Below are 21599 nucleotides of genomic sequence, written 5' to 3' on the forward strand. Positions count from 1 at the left end.
TCGGCACCGCTCAGACCGTGAGCTCGCTCCGCACCGTCCCGGTGGCCGCCGGGTCGTGGCGCATGAACCACTCGGTGCGGAGCAACTGTTCCCGATCGTCCGGCGAGAGACCGGCGATCAGCCCCGGGACGGCTCCCCTCTCCACCTCGGAGCGGTGCGCAAGGACCGCAGCGACCTTCCGCGCCAGCCAGGGCCGGACGTCGACCGACGCTGCGATCCACGCGTCCGGCACGCTGTGCATCGCTTTGCCCGCTGCGGCCAGGTACCCGCCCCACACGCGCACGGCCGCATGCGGGTGCGTGGCCAGGTACAGGGCGCTCGGCTGCCAGGGCGGACCGGCGTCCGGGTAGAGGCGCTCAAGTCCCGCCGCCTCGAAGGCGAGTGTGGTCACCCGGTGCGTGTGGACGTGATCCGGGTGACCGGTCAGCCCGCCGTAGGCGTCATGGGTGATGACGATCTCTGGGCGGAACTCCCGCAGCTGCGCGACGAGTTCGCGGACCGTCTCGTCGATCGGCGCATCGCAGAACCGCGCCTTTCCCGGGGCCGAATGCGGGACGCGGGCGTCGGCGTACCCGAGCATCCGCGGTTCACCGGCACCGAGGATCCGGAGAGCCCGGGCCAGCTCTGTGGCGCGTGTGGTGCCCGTGGCCCAGGTCGTCGTGACAACTGCTGTGCGCGCCCCGGCAGTTGCGTGACGGGCGAGCGTTCCGCCCGCCGACAGGGACTCGTCGTCCGGGTGGGCGAAGACGGCGAGCAGGCTCACGGATGCTGACCGGGCCCGCCGTGGTTCTCGGCGAGTCTGCTGGGGGACAGGTCCGTCGGATCCTCGTCCGCCTCCAGCAGCGTGTCCGCCGGGCCGATGATGAGGGGGTCCGCCTCCCCCACCGCGTCCTTGTCCATGGCCTCGTAGTCGACCCGCAGCAGCAGGTGCCGGATGGCTTCGAGGCGCCCGCGGCGCTTGTCGTTGAACTTGATGACCGACCACGGCGCGTGGACGGTGTCCGTGGCGCGGAACATCTCGACCTTGGCGTGGGTGTAGGCGTCCCACAGATCCAGCGAGGCAAGGTCCGTGGGCGAGAGCTTCCACTGGCGTACGGGATCCACCTGGCGGATGGCGAACCGTGTGCGCTGCTCGGCCCGGGAGACGGAGAACCAGAACTTGACCAGCACGATCCCGTCATCGGTGATCATCTTCTCGAACAGCGGGGCCTGCTCGAGGAACTCCTCGTGCTGCCGTGGCGTGCAGAAGCCCATGACGGGCTCGACGCCGGCCCGGTTGTACCAGGACCGGTCGAAGAAGACGATCTCCCCCGCGGCCGGCAGCTGTGCGACGTAGCGCTGGAAGTACCACTCGCCGGCTTCCCGTTCGGTGGGCTTGTCCAGCGCCACGACGCGGGCACCTCGGGGGTTGAGGCGTTCGGTGAAGCGTTTGATCGTGCCGCCCTTGCCCGCGGCGTCGCGCCCCTCGCACACGACCACGACGCGCTGCCCCTGCTCGCGCACCGATCTCTGCAGCTTCAGCAGCTCGATCTGCAGGATCCGCTTGCGCCGCTCGTAGTCCTTGCGCCGCAGCTTCTCCCGGTAGGGGTAGTTCTCCCGCCAGGTCCGCAGCGGCTCCCCCTGCCCGTCCAGGAGCACCGGACGCTCGGGCCGGGCCTCATCCACCGACAAGCCCTCCAGCAGACTTTCCGCGTCCTTGTCGTCCGATGCCACGCCGTCTCCTCTGATCGACCCACCGACACGTGCCATCTTTCTACTACCCCCCGCCGGGCACTACCTGCGTCGGGGATCGGCACTCGGCTAGCGCAGGGTCAGCGGCGTCTCGGACTCGACGCGGGAGAGTTTCTCGGGGTTGCGGACGTAGTAGAGGCCGGTGATGCGGTCGTCCTCGACACGGACCGCCATGACGCCGTCGATCTCGCCGTCCAGCCGTACGAGGAGGGCCGGGTTGCCGTTGACCACGGTGGGGGCCACGGTGACCGGACGGTCGTTCTTGCCGAGGACGCCGACCATGAAGCGGCACACCTTCTCGGCTCCGGTGATCGGCCGTAGTGCGGCCTGCTTGATGCCGCCGCCGTCGTTCACCAGAACGACCTGCGGGGCGAGCACGTCCAGGAGGCCCTGCGGGTTCCCGGTTTCGAGGGCGCGCTGGAACGACTCCAGAGCCGCGCGGACCACGTTCGGGGCGACCGTCTGGCGTGGGCGCCGGGCGTCGACGTGCCGACGGGCACGGAGTGCGATCTGGCGGACGGCCGCGGGGCTCTTGTCGACGGCGGCGGCGATCTCCTCGTAGCTGACGTCGAAGGCCTCACGCAGTACGAAGACCGCGCGCTCGGTCGGCGACAGCGTTTCGAGGACGAGCATCATCGCCATCGACACGCTCTCGGCGAGCTCGACGTCCTGGGTCACGTCCGGCTCGGTGAGCAGCGGCTCGGGCAGCCAGGCGCCGACGTACGCCTCCTTGCGGCGCTGCATGGTGCGCAGCCGGTTGAGCGCCTGCCTGGTCGTGATCCGGACCAGATAGGCCCGCTGGTCGTCCACCTGGTCCAGATCGACCTTGACCCACCGCAGCCACGTCTCCTGGAGGACGTCTTCGGCGTCGGCTGCCGACCCGAGCATCTCGTAGGCGACGGTGAAGAGCAGGTTGCGCTGGGCGACGAAAACCCCGGTCGCCGGGTCGGTGGCGTTCTCGCTCATGTCTCGATCCTTCGCTCATCGCGACCGGCCACGGTCGCCCGGAACCCTCAGGCGTGCCACCAAGGTGCCGACGCGTCCCGCTGCTCAGCTCTGCCGGTCCCGTCGCCCCGTGCGGCGCCGATGATCGTATGCGTGCGGCGACGCCCCGCGTCGAGGGCTTCGCCGCGCGACCTTCGGCGCCGGGTCGTCGGAGCCGACCGGAGCCAGTACGAAGGGCATGCTAGGCCGCCGGTTCGGTCACGGCCGGTGTCTCGCCGCGCTTGGCGTCCAGGAGTTGCTGCCGCTTGGCGTCCTTGGTCCACCAGGTGCGCGCACCGGGCTTGCGCGCCTCGTAGGCCATCTGCCAGGGGATGCTCTTGCAGATGACCTCCTTCACCTTGGCGCCCGGCCATCCGGCGACGTAGTACCTATTGGCGGTGTCGTTCCTGCTGGCGAACTGAAAGATGCCGCCTCGGCGCCCGAGGCTGACGCACTGGCTGACGAACCCCACGTCGACCGGCGCGGGCTGCTCACCAGCGAGCCGGCTGAGCACGGTCTGGGCTGCCTGCGGACCCAGTTGGACCGCGGCCTGGCAGCTCATCCGGTACGGCAGGTCGGACGGCGCCGCCGAGTCCCCGGCCGCGACGATGCGTGTGTCGTCCACGCTCGTCAGCGTCTCGTCCGTGAGCAGGCGGCCAAGCGCGTCGGTGGTCAGCCCGCTGCGGGCGGCCAGGTCCGGCACGCCGAAGCCGGCGGTCCAGATCGTCACCTTGCTCGGCACCTCACGCCCCCCGCTGAGCCGCACGGAGTCGCGCGTCACCTCCGTCACCTTCGAGTCGGGGCCTTCGACCACGGTCACTCCGAGCTTGGCCAGCCGCTTGGCAACCGAGCGGCGCCCCCGAGGGTGGAGGTAGGGGCCAAGTGCCCCGCCGCACAGCAGGGTTACGTCGCGGCCCTCCTCCGCAAGCTCCGCGGCGGTCTCGATGCCGGTCGGACCGGCTCCGACCACCGTCACCGCGGCCGTGGCGGGCGCGGCGTCGACGACCGGCCGCAACCGCTGCGCCTCCTCCAGGCCGCCCAGCGGGTAGGCGAACTCGGCCGCTCCGGGCACGCTCGGGTCGGCGCTGCCGCTGCCCACCGCGTAGATCAGGTAGTCGTAGCCGACCGTGCCGCCGCTCGCCAACGTCACGCCGCGCTGGACCGCGTCGATCCGTGTCACGGTGTCGACCACCAGATCGACGCCCGCCGCCAGGACCTTGCGGTACTCCAGGACCGCGTCGTGCGACCCGCCGACCAGCTGGTGCAGGCGGATCCGCTCGACGAACGCCGGTCGGGGGTTGATCAGAGTCACGGTCACGTCGTCGCGCTGCGTCAGTCGATTGGCCGCCATGACGCCGGCGTACCCGCCGCCGATCACTACCACATCGGCGTTCTCAGTCATGGTGTCTCCTTCGTCCGTGGCGGGTGGTTCACGCACAAGACACCGCGTGATCGACCGCTGTGACAATATGTGACGAGGGCCACATGGTCATGGTGCCTCGATCCATGGCGTGGGCCAGGGCGCAGGCCCCTTGGCTAATCTGCACGGGTGACCACCGACTTGATCCTGCTGCCGCGTGTCGCCTTTCGCGGGCAGGAGGTCACCTCGCCCCGGATCCGCGGCCTGCTCGCGCTGCTGGCGGGCGATGTGCGCTCCGGTTGCGGCACCGAGCGGCTGGTGGCGGGGCTGTGGCCGGACGCGTTGCCGCAGCGGCCGGGAAAGGCGCTTCAGGTGCTCGTGTCCAGGGCGCGGACGCAGCTGGGCGCCGATGTCATCGCGAGCACGCCGGCCGGCTACCGGCTCGCCCTCCCCGAGGACCGGATCGACAGCTCCGCCCTGCTGCTGCACGCCACCGTGAGCGCGGAGCGTGCCGGGGCCGGAGATCACGCGGGTGCACTGGACGCGGCCGAGGCCGGGCTCGCGTTGTGGGACGGCGTCCCTGAGGGGGCCCGCGACATCAACGGCTCCGACGACCCGGTGGCCGCGTTGCACGCCGAGCGCGCTCCCGTCCGCGGCACGCTGGTCCGCGCGCGGGCGCTCGCGCTCGCCCGCCTGGGACGGCACGCGGAGGCGGCCGGGCCGCTGGCCGCGGTCGCCGCGGGGCGTCCGCGCGACGAGGAGGTGCTCGCCGAGCTGCTGCGCGGCGAAGCGGCGACGGCGGGCCCGTCCGCGGCGCTGACGCGCTACGAGGCCTACCGCCGTGAACTGCGCGAGACGCTCGGCACGGATCCGGGCGCCGGACTCCGGTCCGTACAGCAGGAGTTGCTGCGCGGCGAGGCCCCTGTGGTCAGGCACGGCGTGCCGCACGAGCCCAACCCGCTGCTCGGCCGGGGCGATGACATCGCAGCGGTGGAGGGGCTGTTGCGCGTTTCGCGCGCCGTCACCGTCATCGGCCCCGGCGGTCTCGGCAAGACCCGGCTCGCGTACGCGGTCAGCGGCAGGGCCGAGCAGCGCGTGGTGCATTTCGTGCCGCTCGCCTCCGTCACCGCGGACGAGGACGTGGCCACGGAGGTGGCCGCCGCGCTAGGCGCGGGCGAGGGCCGGCACGGCGTCGTGAGCGGCCACGCCTCGGCCGACCCGGTCTCCGCCGTCCTGGGGGCCTTGGGCTCCGGGCCCGCCCTGCTGGTGCTCGACAACTGCGAGCAGGTCATCCGCGGCGCCGCAGCCCTCGTACAGGCCCTGGTCGCGTCCTCGAAGGAGCTGCGGGTGCTCGCCACCAGCCGGGCCCCGCTGGACCTCACGTCGGAGGCGGTGTACGCGCTGCCCGAGCTCGGTCTCGACACCTCGGTCGAGCTGTTCACCCAGCGGGCCCGGGCCGCCAGGAGCGGTGTGGAGCTGCCGCCGGACGCGGTGGCCGAGCTGTGCCGGCACCTTGACGGACTGCCGCTGGCCGTGGAGTTGGCGGCGGCGCGGGTGCGGGTGCTGTCGGTGGCGGAGATAGGCCGCCGTCTCGGCGACCGGTTCGCACTGCTGCGCGGCGGGGCGCGGGACGTGCCGGAGCGCCACCGCACGCTGCACGCGGTCGTGGAGTGGAGCTGGAATCTGCTCACGCCGGACGCGAGGGCGGCGCTGCGCACGCTGTCCGTCTTCCCCGGCGGCTTCTGCGGCGACGCGGCGGAGCAAGTGCTCGGCCATGACGCCCTGTTCCTCCTGGAGCAATTGACCGGTCAGTCGCTGCTCACCGTCGCCGAGACACCGGTCGGTGTGCGGTTTCGGATGCTGGAGACCGTACGGGAGTTCAGCGCGGCCCGCCGGGCGGAGGCAGCCGAGGAGGACGCTGCCGTGACCCAATTCCTCACCTGGGCGCGGGACTTCGGGGTCGCGTACCACGACGCGCTCTTCGGCCCTGAGCCGTCCCCGAGCCCTCCGCGGCGCTCGACCGGGAAAGATCCCCTCGCCGCCCGGGAGCGGATCAGGGCCGAGCAGGACAACCTCGTGCCGGCCCTGCGGCACGCCCTGGCTCGTACGGACAGCCCCACGATCGCGTCCCTGACCGCCGTCCTGGCCGCCCTGTGGACCACCGACTCCAACTACCCGCGCCTCGCCACCCTCGCCGCGGACACCGGCCCGCCGCTCTCGCACTACCGCCCCACGCCCGAGTACGTCGAAGTCGCCCGCGCCGCCGCGGTGTTGTGCACGGCGGGCCTCTTCATGAACTACAGCCCGCATGCCGTACGCCAGCTCGTCACCCTGCGGCGGCTGCCCGCGGCCCCGCCGGACACGCTGCCGCGCGCCACCGCGACAGTGCTCGGCGCGATCCCCGAGATGCGGCCGCCCCGCTACGGCGTACTCCACCGGCTCTGCGACAGCGAGCAGCCGCTTGTCGCCGCCATCGCCGCGTGCGTGGCCACCTACGTCTGGGAGTACGAGCACGACATCGAGCGCGCCCTCGCTTCGGCCCACCGGATGATCGCCGCGCTGGCACCGGTCGACAACCCGTCCCTGCAGCTCATGGGCCATTCCCGGCTGAGCGAACTGAGCTTGCGGACAGGGCGGGGCGAGACCGCCTACGAGCATCTCCGAGCCGCCCTGGAGGCGCTGCCGCGGCTCGGCGACGCGCACGACTACATCGGCATCCGCTCGGCCCTCGCCCTCGCCTGCCTGCAGCGCGGCGAGCCCGACGAGGCCGAGTACTGGCTGCGGCGTTCGCAGGGCGACCTCCCCCCGCAGGAGGACACCTTCTACAGCCCCGACCTGGGCAGCCACGCCGAGATCGCGCTCGCCCGCGGATCGACGGAGCTGGGCCTCGGCCTGTGGCGCGGCGCCATGGAGCGCATGCCCGAGGACGGCTCCTTGCGCGATGGTGACCCCTGGCTCGACCCGTGGGCGCTTCAGATCCAGGCGGCGGCGGTGACGGCGCACGCGCACGCCGGCCGTCTCGAACTGGTCGCGGAGCCGCTCGACCGCCTGCGACAGCGCCTGCGGACCCTGCTCGGTGGCCCGCCCCGCTCGGCCACGGAGCTCCCCGTGTTCGGGACGGTGCTGCACGCGCTCGGCATGGCCGGGCTCGCGTCGGGCGACATGTCCGCCGTACGGATGGTCGCGCTTGCCGAACGGCTGCGGGTGCCACGCGAGTTCCAGCCGACGATGTCGGCGGCGCGCGCCCGTCGAGCGGCCGAGGACGCCGACCGGGCGGGGTACGCCGACGCCGTGTCGGAGTACGCCGCCCTGGAGCGCGACGAGCTGTGGGCAGCGGCCCGCGCGCTCATGTCGGCTACTCCGGGTCGCGGTTGAACAGCGACGTCGACCAGCGGTAGCCGAGAGCACCCAGGCCCAGGCACCAGACGACGGTGATCCACCCGCTGTCGCCGATCGCGCTGCCGAGGAGCAGTCCGCGCAGGGTCTCGATGGCCGGTGTGAACGGCTGGTACTCGGCGATCGGCCGGAACCATCCCGGCATCGCGTCGACGGGGACGAAGGCGCTCGAAATGAGCGGCAGGATCATGAGCGGCAGCGCGTTGTTGCTGGCCGCCTCGGCGTTGGGGCTGGCCATCCCCATCCCGACCGCGATCCAGGTGAACGCCGTGGCGACCATCGTCAGCAGCCCGAGCGCCGCGAGCCACTCCAGGACGGTGGCATCGGTGGACCTGAAACCGATGGCCACGGCGACGGCCCCGACGAGGAGCACGCTGAGAATCCCCTGCAGCACACTGCCCACGACATGCCCGACGAGCACCGAGCCGCGATGGATCGCCATCGTGCGGAAGCGGGCGATAATGCCCTCGGTCATGTCCATGGAGACGGACACCGCGGTCCCTGCCGGGGTGGCGCCGATGGTCATCAGCAGGATGCCCGGGACGAGATAGGCGATGTAGTCGGCCCGATCGGCGCCGCCGCCCCCGATGCCCGCACTCATCACGTCGCCGAAGACGTAGACGAAGAGCAGCAGCAGGACGATCGGTGTCAGCAGGATGTTCAGGGTCAGGGAGGGATAGCGCCGCGCGTGCAGGAGGTTGCGGCGCAACATCGTGGACGAGTCCTGCGCGGCCAGGGACAGGGCGCTCAACGGACGGTCTCCTTGGGGTGGTTCATGGTGTCGGCCGGGCTGGTCAGGGCGAAGAAGACGTCGTCGAGGTCGGGGGTGTGCACGGTCAGTTCGTCCGCCTCGATGCCGGCGGAGTCCAGCCAGTCGAGGAGGGAACGCAGTTCACGCTGAGTGCCGTCGCTGGGGATCCGCAGCGCAAGCGTCTCGTCGTCGCGGCTGACTTCACGCAGCGTCGAGGCGGCTGACTTGTACGCGTCGGGGTCGGTGAAGCGGAGCCGTACGTGGCCTCCGGGGATCAGTCGCTTCAGTTCTTCCGCCGTGCCTTCGGCGGCGATCCTGCCGTCGTTCAACACGGCGATGCGGTCGGCGAGTTCGTCGGCTTCTTCGAGGTACTGGGTGGTGAGGAAGACGGTGACCCCGTCCGCCACGAGCTCGCGGATGATGGCCCACATGCTGTGGCGGGAGCGCGGGTCCAGGCCGGTGGTGGGCTCGTCCAGGAAGATGATGCGGGGGCTGCCGACCAGGGTCATGGCGATGTCCAGGCGGCGTTTCATGCCGCCGGAGTAGGTGGATGCGGGCTTCTTCGCCGCCTCGGTCAGGTCGAAGCGCTCCAGCAACTCCGCGGTGACCTTGCGGCCTTCGCGCTTGGGCAGGTGGTGCAGGTCCGCCATGAGCAGCATGTTCTCCTCGCCGGTGATCAGCCCGTCCACCGCGGAGAACTGCCCGGTGACTCCGATCGCGGCACGGACCGCCTGCGGGTCGGCGGCCAGGTCGTGGCCGCCGACGTGCAGGTCACCGGCGTCGGCGGTGACGAGGGTGGAGAGGATCTTCACTGCGGTGGTCTTGCCGGCGCCGTTCGGGCCGAGCAGGGAGAAGACGGTTCCTTCGGGGACGGCCAGGTCGATGCCGTCGAGCACGGTCTTGTCGCCGTAGGACTTGCGCAGCCCGTTCGCCGCGATGGCCAAGCTGGTCATGGTGGTGTGCTCCTTCAGGGGCTGCGGGTGAGGAAGGTCAGAGGCTGCGGGCGGCGATATCGCCGTAGCCGGTGGTCGCGTGGATGTTCAGGCCGGCGTCGGCACCGGCGGCATTGTTGAGCGCGTTGTGGATCCGGCCGAAGGCGGTGCCGGCGTCCAGCGACGCGGAGACCCCGCGGGCGGCGCCGACCGAGATGTCGCCGGCCTCGGTGCGCAGGGTGACCTGGCCGTGCACGGCCTCGGCGATGTTGAGGTCGCCCTTCTGGGTGCTGATCTCCGCGGGTCCGCCGAGGCGGCCGACCGTGATGTCACCGGCCTGGAGGGTGAGCCGGGCGCCCGCGGTCTCGTCGAGCTTGACCGAGGCCTGCGCGCCGTCGAAGGCGACGTCACCGAGCCGTCCGACGCCCCGGAAGTCGGCGCTGGCCGCCTTCGCCTCGACGCGGGAGCCGGCGGGCAGCTGGACGGTGACCTCGACGGAGCCGGAGTTGCTGCCGAGGACCCGGTTCTTCGCCGGTGCGGCCTCGATGCGCAGGACGCCGTCGCCGTACGCGACCGTGATCTGCTCCGCGGCCTTCGTGTCGCGGCTGCTCGACGCGTCCGCGGGGAGGACCTCGACCGCGGTGTCGGCCCGGTCGGCGGCGATGAACCGGATGCGTCCTGCGGGGACGTCGAGGAGGGCGGCGATCGGGGTGGGGGTGTCGAAGTTCTGCATGGTGTTCTCCTCTGGGTTGTCTGCGTTGCCGCGTTGCGGTGTTTCCAACAATGGAAAAGCTACGTTGCGTTCACTGATCTGCCAACAACTTCGTTGCATTGGATTGTTGTTTACGCAGCTCAGAGGCCCTATTTCGTTGCAACGGATCAGAAAGTAACGCAACAACAACCACCCACTCGTTGCAATGGAATGGAAGCGAACGCTACAGTGAGGGCATCCGAGGACCACGAAGGAGATCGCGATGCCGGGCGGCAGACTCACCCAGCAGGAACGTCAGCAGATCGCACTGGGGCTGGCCGACGGCCACGCCTATGCGGAGATCGCCAGACGCCTCGACCGTCCGACCTCGACGATCACTCGCGAGGTGATGCGCAACGGCGGCCCCACCGCCTACCGCGCCGACCTGGCCCACCGCGCCACCGAACGCCGCAGCCACCGCCCCCGGCAGACCGCGTCCCGGGGCGCCCAGGCGCTCCCGCAGGCCCACGGCCGCGATGCCGAGGCGGTTCGCGAGTACGAGGAGACGCTCACCACGGTCTTCATGCAGTCGGGGATGTCCAAGATGACGGCCCGGGTACATGCCTGCCTCTGCACCACCGACTCGGGCAGCCTCACCGCGTCGGAACTCGTCCAGCACCTTCAGGTCAGCCCGGCGTCCATCTCCAAGGCGATCACGTTCCTCGACGCCCAGGGCCTCATCCGCAGGGAGCGCGACGACCGCCGCCGCGAGCGGTATGTGGTCGACGACGACGTCTGGTACCAGTCGATGATGGCGAGCGCGCGGGCCGCCGCGCAGGTGGTGGAGACCGCGCGGCAGGGCGTCGGCATCCTGGGCCCCGGCACGCCGGCCGCGGCCCGTCTGGAGAACATCGCCCGCTTCCTCGACTTCGTCAGCGAGAGTACGGCGCGGGCGGCGGACCAGGCGCGGGAGATCCTGCACACCAAGCCCGAGGCGCCCGGGACGCCCGGGACGCCCGAGATGCCCGGCGGCGATGCTGCCGAGTCGCCCTCGGACCGGCCCTCAACCCGCTGACGGCTCACGGCTGTCGCCGCTGCGACCTCCACAACAGGTAGAGCGCGGAGGCGATGGCGGCGCCGCGCACCACCCACGGCCAGGTCTCGGCCATCGCGTCGCTCATGTGGCCGTCGACGATGGGATCGCCCCAGCGTCCTTCGTTCCTGCCCCACAGCCAGGTGATCCCGGCCGCCACGGAGAGGCCGGGGAGACCGATGACGGCCCACTTGGCCTCGGCGCGGCTGAGCCTGCGCGAGGCGTAGGCGAGGAGCCATCCGCCGCCGAGGGCAAGCCAGTTGCCGAGGATGGCGCCGACGGTGAGGAGGGCTGCGGCGAGCAGGAGGAGGGGGTTGGTGAAGCGGGGGGTGGCTACGGCCGCGGCGGCGGGGCGGCGGAGGCGGATGCGGGGCCGCCGCGAGGGAGCGACGTCCACGCCCTCTCCCTCCTCGTCCTCCCCTTCCTCCTCCCCTTCCTCTTCCTCCTCCCCCTCCTCTTCCTCCTCCTCTTCGAGGCGCTTCTTGTGAGGGGGCTTGAGGATTTCCGGGATCTCTACGCCGCCGGTGAAGCCCGGCACGCTGTCGGCGAGGCCGAAGGGGCTGCTGTCCACCCGCCACCAGTCGGGCTCGGAGCCGCTCGCGCCGAGCTCGTCCGTGCTCGCGAGGTGCGGCGGGGAGGGCCCGGGGTCCTCCTCGGGCAGCTCCGGTTCCTCCGCGGCCGGGCGGGGCCGGGGAACCACGCGGCGCAGACGCTTGGGGCGTTCCTTCGGCTCCGGGGTGCGCTGGGTGGGGACGGCGGGGCGGGGCGTGGCCGCCGTGCGGGAACTCCCGCCCGATCCCGGGCCGGGGCCTGTGCCCGCCGCTTCGACCAGTTCCTCGGGGGTGCCGAGGCGGTCCAGGAGGCGGCGTATCGAGGCCGGGGTCTCGGCCGTGGATTTCGCCCGGCTCCGGTCGATCTCGTTCCGCAGCTCGGAGACGAGGCGCATGCGGGTGCCTGACGGCAGCTGTTGCTGCTGGGCCAGGTCGCCGACGCGGCTCAGATAGTCGAAGACGAGCTGATCGCTCTCGATCCCCACGAAGTCCCCTCCGAGGCGGCGCCGTTACCGAACCGCCCGCTGTACCCGGTGGGTTCGACCGTACCTTCTTCTGGCGGGGCGCCTCCAACAGTTCCTTCCACCGCGTCCCCGTTGGCGAACAGCCTTTCCCACCCACCCACCCGATCACCCCGCATCCGCCTCTGACCGAACAGGCCTCTCCCACCCACCCACCCGATTGCCCCGTAGACAGAGCCCCACCGACCACCCCACGCCCGCCCCACCCCCAGGAACGCCCAGCACCGCACCCCAACCCGCTACCGTGAGCCTGATGAGCACCGACGAGCAGCCCCAGCGCCCAGCGGACACACCCCGGTCCCTCGCCGAGGCACTCCGCTCCCGTGATGACGCGTCCCTCGGCGCGCTGCTCCATGCCCGGCCCGATCTGCTCAACCCGGTGCCGAACGACCTCACCCAGCTCGCCACCCGCGCGGCCACCCGCGCCTCCGTGGTCCGCGCCCTGGAGCGGCTCGACCGGTTCGCCCAGCAGGTGGCCGAGGCGCTCGCCGTGGCCCCGGAACCGGCGACGTACGACGAACTGCACGCCCTGGTCGCCGGGGACGAGGGCGGCGACACCACCGTCGACACCGCACTGGCCCGCGCCCTCGCCACCCTCCGCGAGCAGGCCCTCACCTGGGGCCCGCCCGACCGCCTGCGCCTGGTGCGCACCGCACGCGAACTCCTCGCCCCGGCCCCGCAGTACCCCTCCCCCACCGGCCTGGGCCCCACCGTCGCCGAAGCCACCGCGGGCATGTCGCCGAACCGCATGCAGGACATCGTGGCGGCGGCCGGGCTGCCCTCCACCCATGACGCCGTCTCCGCGGTCCGCTCCCTCACCGAGCTTTTCACCGACCGCACCCGCATGTCCGCCCTCCTCGACGAAGCCCCCGCCGAGTCCGTCGAAGTGCTCTCGCGGCTCGTCTGGGGCCCGCCGTACGGCCAGGTCACCGCCGACCCGGCCCGCCACCTGCGCTGGCTCCTGGACCGGGGGCTCCTGCTCCCCACCTCGCCCGGCACCGTCGTACTCCCCCGCGAGGCGGCCCTCCACCTGCGGGCGGGCCGCGCCCACCGGGTGCTCGAACCCGCGCCCCCGGCGATCGAGCCGCTGCGCGAACACCGTCCACAGGCTGTGGACGCGGCAGCGGCGAGCCAGGCGTACATGGCGCTCGACACGGTCGAGGAGCTCATGAAGGACTGGGACGAGGGCGGCCCCACCGTGCTGCGCGCGGGCGGCCTCAGCGTGCGCGACCTGAAGCGGACGGCGGTGGCCCTCGACGTACCGGAGCCGGTGGCCGCGTTCTGGGTCGAACTGGCCTACGCGGCAGGCCTCGTGGCAGCGGACGGCGACGCCGACGAGCGGTACGCGGCGACGCCCGCGTACGACGACTGGCAGGCACTGCCCGCCCCCGAGCGCTGGTCGGTCCTCGCCACCGCCTGGCTGACGGCGACCCGCACGGCGGGCCTGATCGGCGGCCGTGACGGCAAGGACCGCACGCTGTCGGCGCTCGGCCCGCACCTGGACCGCTCATCGGCGCCGGAGATCCGCCACCGCGTCCTCACGCTCCTCACCACCCTGCCGGACGGCGCGAGCCCCACGCCCGAGTCGGTCCTGGCCCGCCTGCGGTGGGAGCGCCCGCCGCGGGGCTCGGCCGGGGGCGGCGCCTCCGCCGGGGGCGTGTCCTCGCACGCGTCGGCGGGCAACGCACCCATGGAGCTGCGGGCCCGCATCGCCCAATGGACCCTGAACGAAGCGGAGTTGCTGGGCTTCACCGGCCGCGGGGCACTGTCCGCGCACGGCCGGGCGCTGCTCGGCTCCGAGAGCGAGGAGAGCTCACCTGAGACGAGCGCCACCCACCCCTCCCCGGCCGAACTCGCCGCCCGCAGCGCAAGAGCCGCCCGCCTCCTGGCCCCCCTGCTCCCCGAACCGCTCGACCACGTCCTCCTGCAGGCCGACCTCACCGCCGTGGCCCCCGGCCCGCTGGAGCGGCCGCTCGCCGAGACCCTCTCGGTGCTGGCCGACGTCGAGTCGAAGGGCGGGGCGACCGTGTACCGGTTCACGCCCGGCTCCGTGCGGCGCGCGCTCGACGCGGGCAAGGCCGCCTCCGACCTGCACGCCTTCCTCGCCGCGCACTCCCGTACGCCGGTTCCGCAGCCCCTCGCGTACCTCATCGACGACGTCGCCCGTAAACACGGCCACCTGCGGATCGGCGTCGCCTCCGCGTACGTACGCTGCGACGACGAGGCGCTCCTGAACGAGATCCTCGCCGACAAGCGCTCCCAGAACCTGCGCCTGCGCCGCCTCGCGCCGACCGTGCTCGCCGCGCAGGCCGACCCCGGCGCGCTCCTCGAAGGCCTGCGCCAAATGGGCTTCGCGCCCGCCGCGGAGAGCGCCGACGGCGACGTACTGATCACCCGGGCGCACGCCCACCGCTCCCCGCCCCGCACCGCCCCCGAGCCGGTCCACGACGGCCCCCCGCTGGCCGACGCCACCCTCATCGGCGCGGCCGTACGCGCCATCCGCGCCGGCGACCTGGCCTCGACGGCGCCCCGCAAGGCGGCCCCCGAGCCGGGCGAGACACTGCCCCGCACCACGGCGGCGGAGACCCTCGCCACAATGCAGGCCGCGGTCCTGACGAGCGAGGCGGTCTGGATCGGCTACGTCAACGCGGAGGGCTCGGCGAGCCAGCGCGTGATCGCCCCGATCCGGGTGGAGGGCGGCTTCGTCACGGCGTACGACCACACGGCGGACGAGGTCCGCACGTACCCCCTGCACCGGGTCACGGGCGTCGCGGAGCTGGCGGACGACTAGCCGGGCGCCGCTCCCCGGCCGGTCGCCTGCCGCACCCCGGCCGGTCACCGGCGACTGAGGCTGGGCCGTATTCGCGCGCCATGCGGCACACTGGACGTTTGGCTTACCGAAAGGGTGCGCGCGTGAATGGTCCCTTGATCGTCCAGTCGGACAAGACTCTCCTGCTCGAGGTCGACCACGAGCGGGCCGACGCCTGCCGCCGTGTCATCGCGCCCTTCGCGGAGCTGGAGCGTGCTCCCGAGCACATCCACACCTACCGCGTGACGCCGCTCGGCCTGTGGAACGCCCGTGCCGCCGGGCACGACGCGGAGCAGGTCGTGGACGCGCTCGTGGAGTTCTCGCGCTACCCCGTGCCGCACGCGCTGCTCGTGGACATCGCCGAGACGATGGCCCGCTACGGCAGGCTCACCCTGTCCAAGCACCCCGTGCACGGCCTCGTCCTGACCACCACCGACCGGCCGGTCCTGGAAGAGATCCTGCGGTCCAAGAAGGTGCAGCCGCTCGTGGGCGAGCGGGTGGACGCGGACACCGTCGTCGTCCACCCCTCCGAGCGCGGCCAGGTCAAGCAGACCCTCCTGAAGCTGGGCTGGCCCGCCGAGGACCTCGCCGGGTACGTCGACGGCGAGGCGCACCGGATCGAGCTCGCCGAGGACGGGTGGGCGCTGCGGCCGTATCAGAAGCAGGCCGTCGAGGGGTTCTGGCACGGCGGCAGTGGTGTGGTCGTGCTGCCCTGTGGCGCGGGAAAGACGCTGGTCGGGGCCGGCGCCATGGCCGAGGCCAAGGCGACGACGCTGATCCTGGTGACCAACACGGTTTCCGCGCGGCAGTGGAAGCACGAGCTGATCAAGCGGACCTCGCTGACCGAGGAGGAGATCGGCGAGTACAGCGGTACGCGCAAGGAGATCCGCCCGGTCACCATCGCCACGTATCAAGTCCTGACGACGAAGCGCAAGGGCGTCTACCCGCACCTGGAGCTCTTCGACTCCCGGGACTGGGGCCTGGTCATCTACGACGAGGTGCACCTGCTGCCCGCCCCCGTCTTCAAGTTCACCGCCGATCTCCAGGCGCGGCGGCGCCTGGGCCTGACGGCGACGCTGGTCCGCGAGGACGGCCGCGAGTCGGACGTGTTCTCGCTGATCGGGCCCAAGCGGTTCGACGCTCCGTGGAAGGAGATCGAGGCGCAGGGGTACATCGCGCCCGCGGACTGCGTCGAGGTGCGGGTCAACCTCACGGACTCGGAGCGGCTCGCGTACGCGACGGCCGAGGCCGAGGAGAAGTACCGCTTCTGTGCCACGACGGCCACGAAGCGGAAGGTGACGGAAGCGCTCGTCAAGAAGCACGCGGGTGAGCAGACTCTCGTCATCGGCCAGTACATCGACCAACTCGACGAGCTGGGCGAGCACTTGGACGCGCCCGTCATCAAGGGCGAGACGACCAACGCGCAGCGCGAGAAGCTGTTCGGCGCGTTCCGGGAGGGCGAGATCTCCGTGCTCGTCGTCTCGAAGGTCGCGAACTTCTCGATCGACCTGCCCGAGGCTACGGTCGCGATCCAGGTCTCGGGTACGTTCGGCTCCCGGCAGGAGGAGGCACAGCGGCTGGGTCGTGTGCTGCGTCCGAAGGCCGACGGTCACGAGGCGCGCTTCTACTCCGTCGTGGCCCGGGACACCATCGACCAGGACTTCGCGGCGCATCGCCAGCGGTTCCTCGCCGAGCAGGGGTACGCGTACCGGATCGTGGACGCGGACGAGTTGCTGGCCGACAACTGAGGGCCGCGGCTGTCGCTAGCGCGAGGGCCAGCAGGGGGTAGGGCGACGCGAGTGGCTGCTGCCAGGGACAGAGGCGCAGGTCCAGGTCGCCCTGGTGCGGGACGAGCCACAGGGTGCGGGCCGTGAAGAGGGTCGCCACCGCCGCGGTCAGGCGGGGGCGGCCCTCCGCCATGAGCAGGGTCAGGAGCGGGACGCACCAGACCCAGTGGTGGGACCAGCTGATGGGCGAGACCAGGAGCGCGGTGCCCGCCGTCAGGAGGACACCCCGGGGCTCGCTGGGGGTGCGGCGTGCCAGCCACAGGCCGACGACGGCGACGAGGGTGGCGGGGACGGCCCAGAGAAGGCCGGGGTGCGGGTCGTGGACGGCTCGGGCGACGAGCCCTTGGAGTGACTGATTGTCGACGATCCACGCCTTGCCGACGCGCCCCGTCTCGAAGATCCGCTGGGTCCAGAAGTCGACGCTGGCCGCGGGCAGCACGAGGGCGCCGAGGGCGAGGGTGCCGGTGAGGGCGGCGGTCGCCGTGATCCCTTCGCGTACGCGCCCGGTGAGGAAGAGATACGCGATGAAGACCGCCGGGGTGAGCTTGATCCCGGCGGCGACCCCGATCGCGAAGCCCTTGCCCGGGGTGCCCGGGGGCCTGGTCAGATCCCAGAGGATGAGGCAGATGAGGGCGAGGTTGATCTGCCCGAAGAGGAGGGTCTGGAAGACGGGTTCGAGCCAGAGGGCAAGGGCGGTGGCGGCGAGGAGGGGGGCGAGGCGGGTGGGCAGCTTGGTGAGGCGGCAGGAGAGGTGGATGAGGAGGGCGAGGAGGGCGACGTTGCCCGCGATGAAGGTGAGCTTGAGGGCGGGGAGGGGGAGCCAGGTGGTGGGTACGAAGAGGAGCGCCGCGAAGGGGGGATAGGTGGCCGGCAACTCCCACTCGGTGACGGTGAACCCATAGAGCTCACCCCCACCCACGACGGCCTGCCCTTCGGCCCGGTAGACGAGGGTGTCGGCCATGGGGATGCGTTGGACTACGCAGAGGGTGGCCAGGGCGGCGAGGGAGAGGGCCAGGAGGGCGGTGGCGGCGGCTGCTGGCGCGGGGGCCTTGACGCGGAGTGACGGGGCGAACACGCTGGGCACCTTAGTGGTTCGCGCGGTCAGTCGGGGTCGGGGCGGCGGCACCGATCCGGCCCCGGCTACGGCGGGGCAGCGGGGGCGGTTCGCCCAGGGGGAGGCCGCGGGGCAATCGGGCGGGTGGGTGGGAAACGCTTGTTCGTTCAGGGGGAGGCCGCGGGGTGCCGGGCGGGTGGGCGGGAGAGGCCGTTCGGGCAGGGGACGCGGGGCGAGCGGGCCCCGGAGGAATTCGGTGGACCCCCTGCGGAGGGGGGCCTAAAATGCCCGGTCTGCCCGCGTGCATCGCGCCCGCCACTGACCGGACGGCAACCGGCCAGCCCAGTTCCCGCACCCCCGCCGGAGGCACCCCGTGCACGCCCACCCCGACCCACTCTCCCGAGAGCGCAACCACCTCTCCGCATCCCGCTCGGCCCTCCGAGCCATGCGCGAGGACGCCGAAGCGCTCGACATTCGCGACGTCACCGCGAACTGGGTCAACGCCGCCGTTCTGCAGAGCCAGATCGACGAGCGCATCAAGTCCCTCGCCGACCTCTCCCACACCCCGCTCTTCTTCGGGCGGCTCGACTACCTCCACGCCCCCGGCGCCGAGCAGGCGGAAGGCGCCGAGGGCGAGCAGTTCTACATCGGGCGGCGGCACGTCCACGACGCCGACGGCGACCCGATGGTCATCGACTGGCGCGCGCCCGTCTCGCAGCCCTTCTACCGGGCCTCCAAGAAGGCCCCGATGGACGTCGCCCTGCGGCGCCGGTTCGGATACACCGGCGGTGACCTCACCGCGTACGAGGACGAGCACCTCAGCGACGCCGACGAGGAGGAGCGGACCAGCAGACTGCTCCAGCAGGAGATCGAGCGGCCCCGCGTCGGGCCCATGCGTGACATCGTCGCCACCATCCAGCCCGAGCAGGACGAGATCGTCCGCAGTGGGCTCGGGGGGTCCGTCTGTGTTCAGGGTGGGCCCGGTACCGGCAAGACCGCCGTCGGGCTGCACCGTGTCGCCTATCTCCTGTACGCCCACCGCGAGCGGCTCGCCAGGACCGGGACCCTCGTCATCGGGCCCAACAAGTCCTTCCTGCACTACATCGAGCAAGTCCTGCCGGCCCTGGGTGAGTTGGAGGTCAAGCAGGCCACCGTGGACGACCTCGTCGCCCACGTGGAGGTGCGGGGCACCGACGACGCCCCCGCCGCCGTCGTCAAGGGCGACGCCCGCATGGCCGCCGTCCTGCGCAAGGCCCTGCGCTCCCACGTGAGCATGCCCACCGAGCCCGTCGTGGTGGTGCGGGGATCCCGGCGCTGGCGCATTCCCGCGTACGAGGTGGAAGAGCTCGTGGGAGAGCTGCTCGCCCGCGACATCCGCTACGGAGCCGCCCGCGACGCCCTGCCGCAGCGCATCGCGCACGCCGTCCTCGTACGGATGGAGCAGGCGGGCGAGGCTCCGGACGACCGCGTGCAGGATGCCGTGGCCCGCAACCCCGCGGTGAAAGCGGCCGTCAAGGCCGCCTGGCCGCCGGTCGATCCCGCCAAGCTGGTGCTCCGGCTGCTCTCCGACGCCGATTTCCTCGCCCTGCACGCGGACGGGATCCTCGAACCCGACGAGCAGAAACTCATCCTCTGGGCGAAGCCCCCGCGCAGCCTCAAGGCCGCCAAGTGGTCGGCCGCGGATGCCGTGCTGATCGACGAGGCGGGCGATCTCGTCGCCCGGACGCACTCCCTGGGGCATGTCGTCCTCGATGAGGCGCAGGACCTCTCCCCCATGCAGTACCGCGCGGTCGGCCGGCGCTGCACCACCGGTTCCGCCACCGTCCTCGGCGACCTCGCGCAGGGCACGACGCCCTGGGCCACACGGAGTTGGGAGCAGGCCCTCGGTCATCTGGGGAAGGGCGACGCCGTGGTGGAGGAGCTCACCGCGGGGTTCCGTGTGCCTCGGGAAGTCATCGCGTTCGCCTCGCGGCTGCTTCCCGACATCGCGCCCGGCCTCGCCGAGGTGAAGTCCGTGCGTGAGTCGGCCGGTTCGCTCGTGGTGCGGCCCGTGGAGGACCTCGACGCCGCTTCCCTCGAAGCCTGCGTCGAGTCGCTGCGCCAGGAGGGGTCCATCGGGCTCATCGCCGCCGACGCCCGCGTCCCCGCGCTCGCCGAAGCACTCGACTCCGCCGGGATGACGTACCTCTCACCCGGCGAGGAGACCACCCCCGACACCCGGCTCACCCTCGTACCCGCCTCCCTCGCCAAGGGACTTGAGTACGACTACGTGGTGCTCGACGAGCCCGCCGCCGTCGTCGACGGCGAGCCCGACGAGCGGACGGGCCTGCGACGCCTGTACGTCGCCCTGACCCGTGCCGTGTCGGGACTCACCGTCGTGCACTCGGCCGCGCTTCCCGAGCAGCTCACCCGCTAGGCGCGCGAGGCGCGGGTCACGACCCGCTTCCGTCCGAACCGTTCGAGCCGTTCGAGCCGCCCGAGCCGTCCGAGCCGCCCGAGCCGCCCGCCGGAGCACCGGCGGACGGCAGATGCGTGACGATCAGCACGATGCCGGTGAGCGTCACGACCCGCGTGGCCGCGTCCAGGCCGTTCCAGTCCTCCGACTGCCACATGGCGAACCATTCGCCGCCGATGCCGATGAAGCCCGCCCCGAACAGGACGAGCAGCATCAGCAGGCCGATCGTGCCCGCCCTGCGGGCCCGGCGCAGTCCCTCGGGGCGGCGCAGGGCCCCGGCCCACAGGACCGTCGCCGTGAGGAGGACCAGGGCGGCCAGGGTCTCCCAGACGATGATCCCCACGTACGCGGCGTCCTGTAGGGCGGTGGAGCCCACCGCGCGCCACATCAGGTCGTCGTCCTTGAACGTGGTGTCCATCGCCAGGACATGGCGTACGAACTGCTGGTTGCTGTCGAAATCGGTGATGTTCCCGAACGCCACGAGCGTGATGTAGAGCGCCACCGTCCCGGTGAGCAGTGTCGCGGCGACGGGCAGCGTCCCGGCCGCGAGCATCCGCTCCGCGGGACGCGTCTTACCTGCTGGTTTCGGCATGAAACCCCCTCCCTGTACGCCAAGTTGTATCGCGTCCCACCAGCGACGTGATCAGCGCCCCGTGATCAACGCCCCGTGATCAGCACCTCGCGCCGAAAGGGATCAGGCGTCCACCGCTGCCCGCCACCGCGCGACGGCTTCGGCACTCACCGGCGCCGTCCAGCCGTCGGGGCGTGACGCCCCGCCGATGTGGAACGCGTCGACGCCCGCCGCCCTGAGCCGCGGCAGATGGTCGAGGCGCAGGCCCCCGCCCACCAGGATCTGCTGTTCGTAGCCCGGTTCGCCGGACCGCGCCGCCTCGGCGAGCAGCGTGGGCAGGCCGTCGTCCACGCCCGTCGCCGCGCCCGCGGTGAGGTAGGTGTCGAGGCCGGGCAGGTCGGCGAGCTGCTTGCGCAGGGCGTCGCGGTCGGCGGTCCGGTCGACGGCCCGGTGGAACGTCCAGCGGCAGCCGTCGAGCGCGTCCACCACGGCCTCCACCGCGGCCAGGTCGGGGCCGCCCGTCTCGTCGAGGAAGCCGAGGACGAACTCGTCGGCGCCCGCGCCGCGCAGCTCGTGGGCACGGCGTACGAGAGCGTCGACGTCGCCCGCGTCGAATCCGTCCGCGAGGCGCAGCATCACGCGCAGGGAGATGTCCACGGCGGCGCGGATCTCGGCAAAGGTCTCGCGGGACGGGGTCAGGCCGTCCGCGGCCATGTCGGTGACCAGCTCGAGGCGGTCCGCGCCTCCGGCCTGGGCGGCGACGGCGTCCTCGGCGTCGAGGGCGATCACCTCCAGGACTGCACGCTTGCTCATGGATGTCTTCCTTCGGGTCCGGGGCCGCGGGGGCTGGGGCGGGCGGCGCGGGAGTCTTGCGGAGCGGGAGTCTCCGTAGCCGCCGCACACAGGTCACATA

Annotated in this window: 15 protein-coding genes and 1 pseudogene; 5 read left to right on the forward strand and 11 right to left on the reverse strand. The window is 72.1% G+C overall.

Going from position 1 to position 21599, the window contains the following annotated elements; genetic code table 11:
* Positions 1–10: 10 nt before the first annotated feature.
* From ACFUPX_RS15845 to ACFUPX_RS15860, 4 genes are all read right to left on the reverse strand, one after another.
* Positions 11–763: a PIG-L deacetylase family protein gene (locus ACFUPX_RS15845; RefSeq protein ID WP_383321571.1), complete on the reverse strand. Its 753-nt coding sequence runs from the start codon at positions 761–763 to the stop codon at positions 11–13.
* Positions 760–1749: a polyphosphate kinase 2 gene (ppk2, locus tag ACFUPX_RS15850; protein WP_383321574.1), complete on the reverse strand. Its 990-nt coding sequence runs from the start codon at positions 1747–1749 to the stop codon at positions 760–762. The genes ACFUPX_RS15845 and ppk2 overlap by 4 nt, the downstream gene beginning before the upstream one ends.
* A 51-nt stretch (positions 1750–1800) precedes the next feature.
* Positions 1801–2697: an RNA polymerase sigma-70 factor gene (locus tag ACFUPX_RS15855; protein WP_383321577.1), complete on the reverse strand. Its 897-nt coding sequence runs from the start codon at positions 2695–2697 to the stop codon at positions 1801–1803.
* Positions 2698–2917: 220 nt separating this feature from the next.
* The gene (locus ACFUPX_RS15860; RefSeq protein WP_383321580.1) at positions 2918–4117 is read right to left on the reverse strand and encodes an NAD(P)/FAD-dependent oxidoreductase; all 1200 of its coding nucleotides are present in this window, start codon (positions 4115–4117) and stop codon (positions 2918–2920) included.
* Positions 4118–4264: 147 nt separating this feature from the next.
* Between ACFUPX_RS15860 and ACFUPX_RS15865 the strand changes: the two genes are divergently transcribed.
* Positions 4265–7450, forward strand: coding sequence for an ATP-binding protein (locus ACFUPX_RS15865; protein ID WP_383321583.1), 3186 nt, complete (start codon positions 4265–4267; stop codon positions 7448–7450).
* On the opposite strand, the gene ACFUPX_RS15870 is transcribed toward ACFUPX_RS15865, so the two are convergent.
* The 3 genes from ACFUPX_RS15870 to ACFUPX_RS15880 are packed head-to-tail and all read right to left on the reverse strand — an operon-like array spanning position 7431 to position 9887.
* Complete coding sequence (locus tag ACFUPX_RS15870; RefSeq protein ID WP_383321586.1) at positions 7431–8222, reverse strand: ABC transporter permease; 792 nt, start codon at positions 8220–8222, stop codon at positions 7431–7433. The two genes, ACFUPX_RS15865 and ACFUPX_RS15870, sit on opposite strands and share 20 nt — an antisense overlap.
* Positions 8219–9175, reverse strand: a complete 957-nt coding sequence (locus ACFUPX_RS15875) for an ATP-binding cassette domain-containing protein (RefSeq protein WP_383321589.1) — start codon at positions 9173–9175, stop codon at positions 8219–8221. The genes ACFUPX_RS15870 and ACFUPX_RS15875 overlap by 4 nt, the downstream gene beginning before the upstream one ends.
* A gap of 37 nt (positions 9176–9212) precedes the next feature.
* Positions 9213–9887 carry a DUF4097 family beta strand repeat-containing protein gene (locus tag ACFUPX_RS15880; RefSeq protein ID WP_383321592.1) on the reverse strand — a complete coding sequence of 225 codons (675 nt, stop codon included), beginning with the start codon at positions 9885–9887 and terminating at the stop codon, positions 9213–9215.
* Positions 9888–10128: 241 nt separating this feature from the next.
* Here ACFUPX_RS15880 and ACFUPX_RS15885 point away from each other — a divergent pair, with 241 nt between their 5' ends.
* The gene (locus ACFUPX_RS15885; RefSeq protein ID WP_383321595.1) at positions 10129–10920 is read left to right on the forward strand and encodes a helix-turn-helix domain-containing protein; all 792 of its coding nucleotides are present in this window, start codon (positions 10129–10131) and stop codon (positions 10918–10920) included.
* A 4-nt stretch (positions 10921–10924) separates the two neighbouring features.
* On the opposite strand, the gene ACFUPX_RS15890 is transcribed toward ACFUPX_RS15885, so the two are convergent.
* Positions 10925–11974: a hypothetical protein gene (locus ACFUPX_RS15890; RefSeq protein ID WP_383321599.1), complete on the reverse strand. Its 1050-nt coding sequence runs from the start codon at positions 11972–11974 to the stop codon at positions 10925–10927.
* Positions 11975–12263: 289 nt separating this feature from the next.
* Here ACFUPX_RS15890 and ACFUPX_RS15895 point away from each other — a divergent pair, with 289 nt between their 5' ends.
* Both ACFUPX_RS15895 and ACFUPX_RS15900 read left to right on the forward strand, forming a co-directional pair.
* Positions 12264–14801, forward strand: coding sequence for a helicase-associated domain-containing protein (locus ACFUPX_RS15895; RefSeq protein ID WP_383321602.1), 2538 nt, complete (start codon positions 12264–12266; stop codon positions 14799–14801).
* Between the two features lie 122 nt (positions 14802–14923).
* On the forward strand, positions 14924–16567 hold the full coding sequence (locus ACFUPX_RS15900; protein WP_383321604.1) for a DNA repair helicase XPB: 1644 nt from the start codon (positions 14924–14926) through the stop codon (positions 16565–16567).
* On the opposite strand, the pseudogene ACFUPX_RS15905 reads toward ACFUPX_RS15900, so the two are convergent.
* Positions 16473–17681, reverse strand: a pseudogene (locus ACFUPX_RS15905) (glycosyltransferase 87 family protein); the annotation flags it as partial. The gene ACFUPX_RS15900 and the pseudogene ACFUPX_RS15905 sit on opposite strands and share 95 nt — an antisense overlap.
* Before the next feature lie 424 nt (positions 17682–18105).
* Here ACFUPX_RS15905 and ACFUPX_RS15910 point away from each other — a divergent pair.
* Positions 18106–20076, forward strand: a complete 1971-nt coding sequence (locus ACFUPX_RS15910; RefSeq protein ID WP_383321607.1) for a HelD family protein — start codon at positions 18106–18108, stop codon at positions 20074–20076.
* A gap of 16 nt (positions 20077–20092) precedes the next feature.
* On the opposite strand, the gene ACFUPX_RS15915 is transcribed toward ACFUPX_RS15910, so the two are convergent.
* Positions 20093–20707 (reverse strand): DUF2165 domain-containing protein, encoded by a 615-nt coding sequence (locus ACFUPX_RS15915; protein WP_383321610.1) that lies wholly within the window; start codon positions 20705–20707, stop codon positions 20093–20095.
* A gap of 102 nt (positions 20708–20809) precedes the next feature.
* Positions 20810–21499 carry a copper homeostasis protein CutC gene (locus tag ACFUPX_RS15920; protein ID WP_383321613.1) on the reverse strand — a complete coding sequence of 230 codons (690 nt, stop codon included), beginning with the start codon at positions 21497–21499 and terminating at the stop codon, positions 20810–20812.
* Positions 21500–21599: the final 100 nt, after the last annotated feature.

The organism is Streptomyces sp. NPDC057302, from assembly GCF_042667685.1.
In the GTDB taxonomy this organism is placed as follows: Bacteria; Actinomycetota; Actinomycetes; order Streptomycetales; family Streptomycetaceae; genus Streptomyces.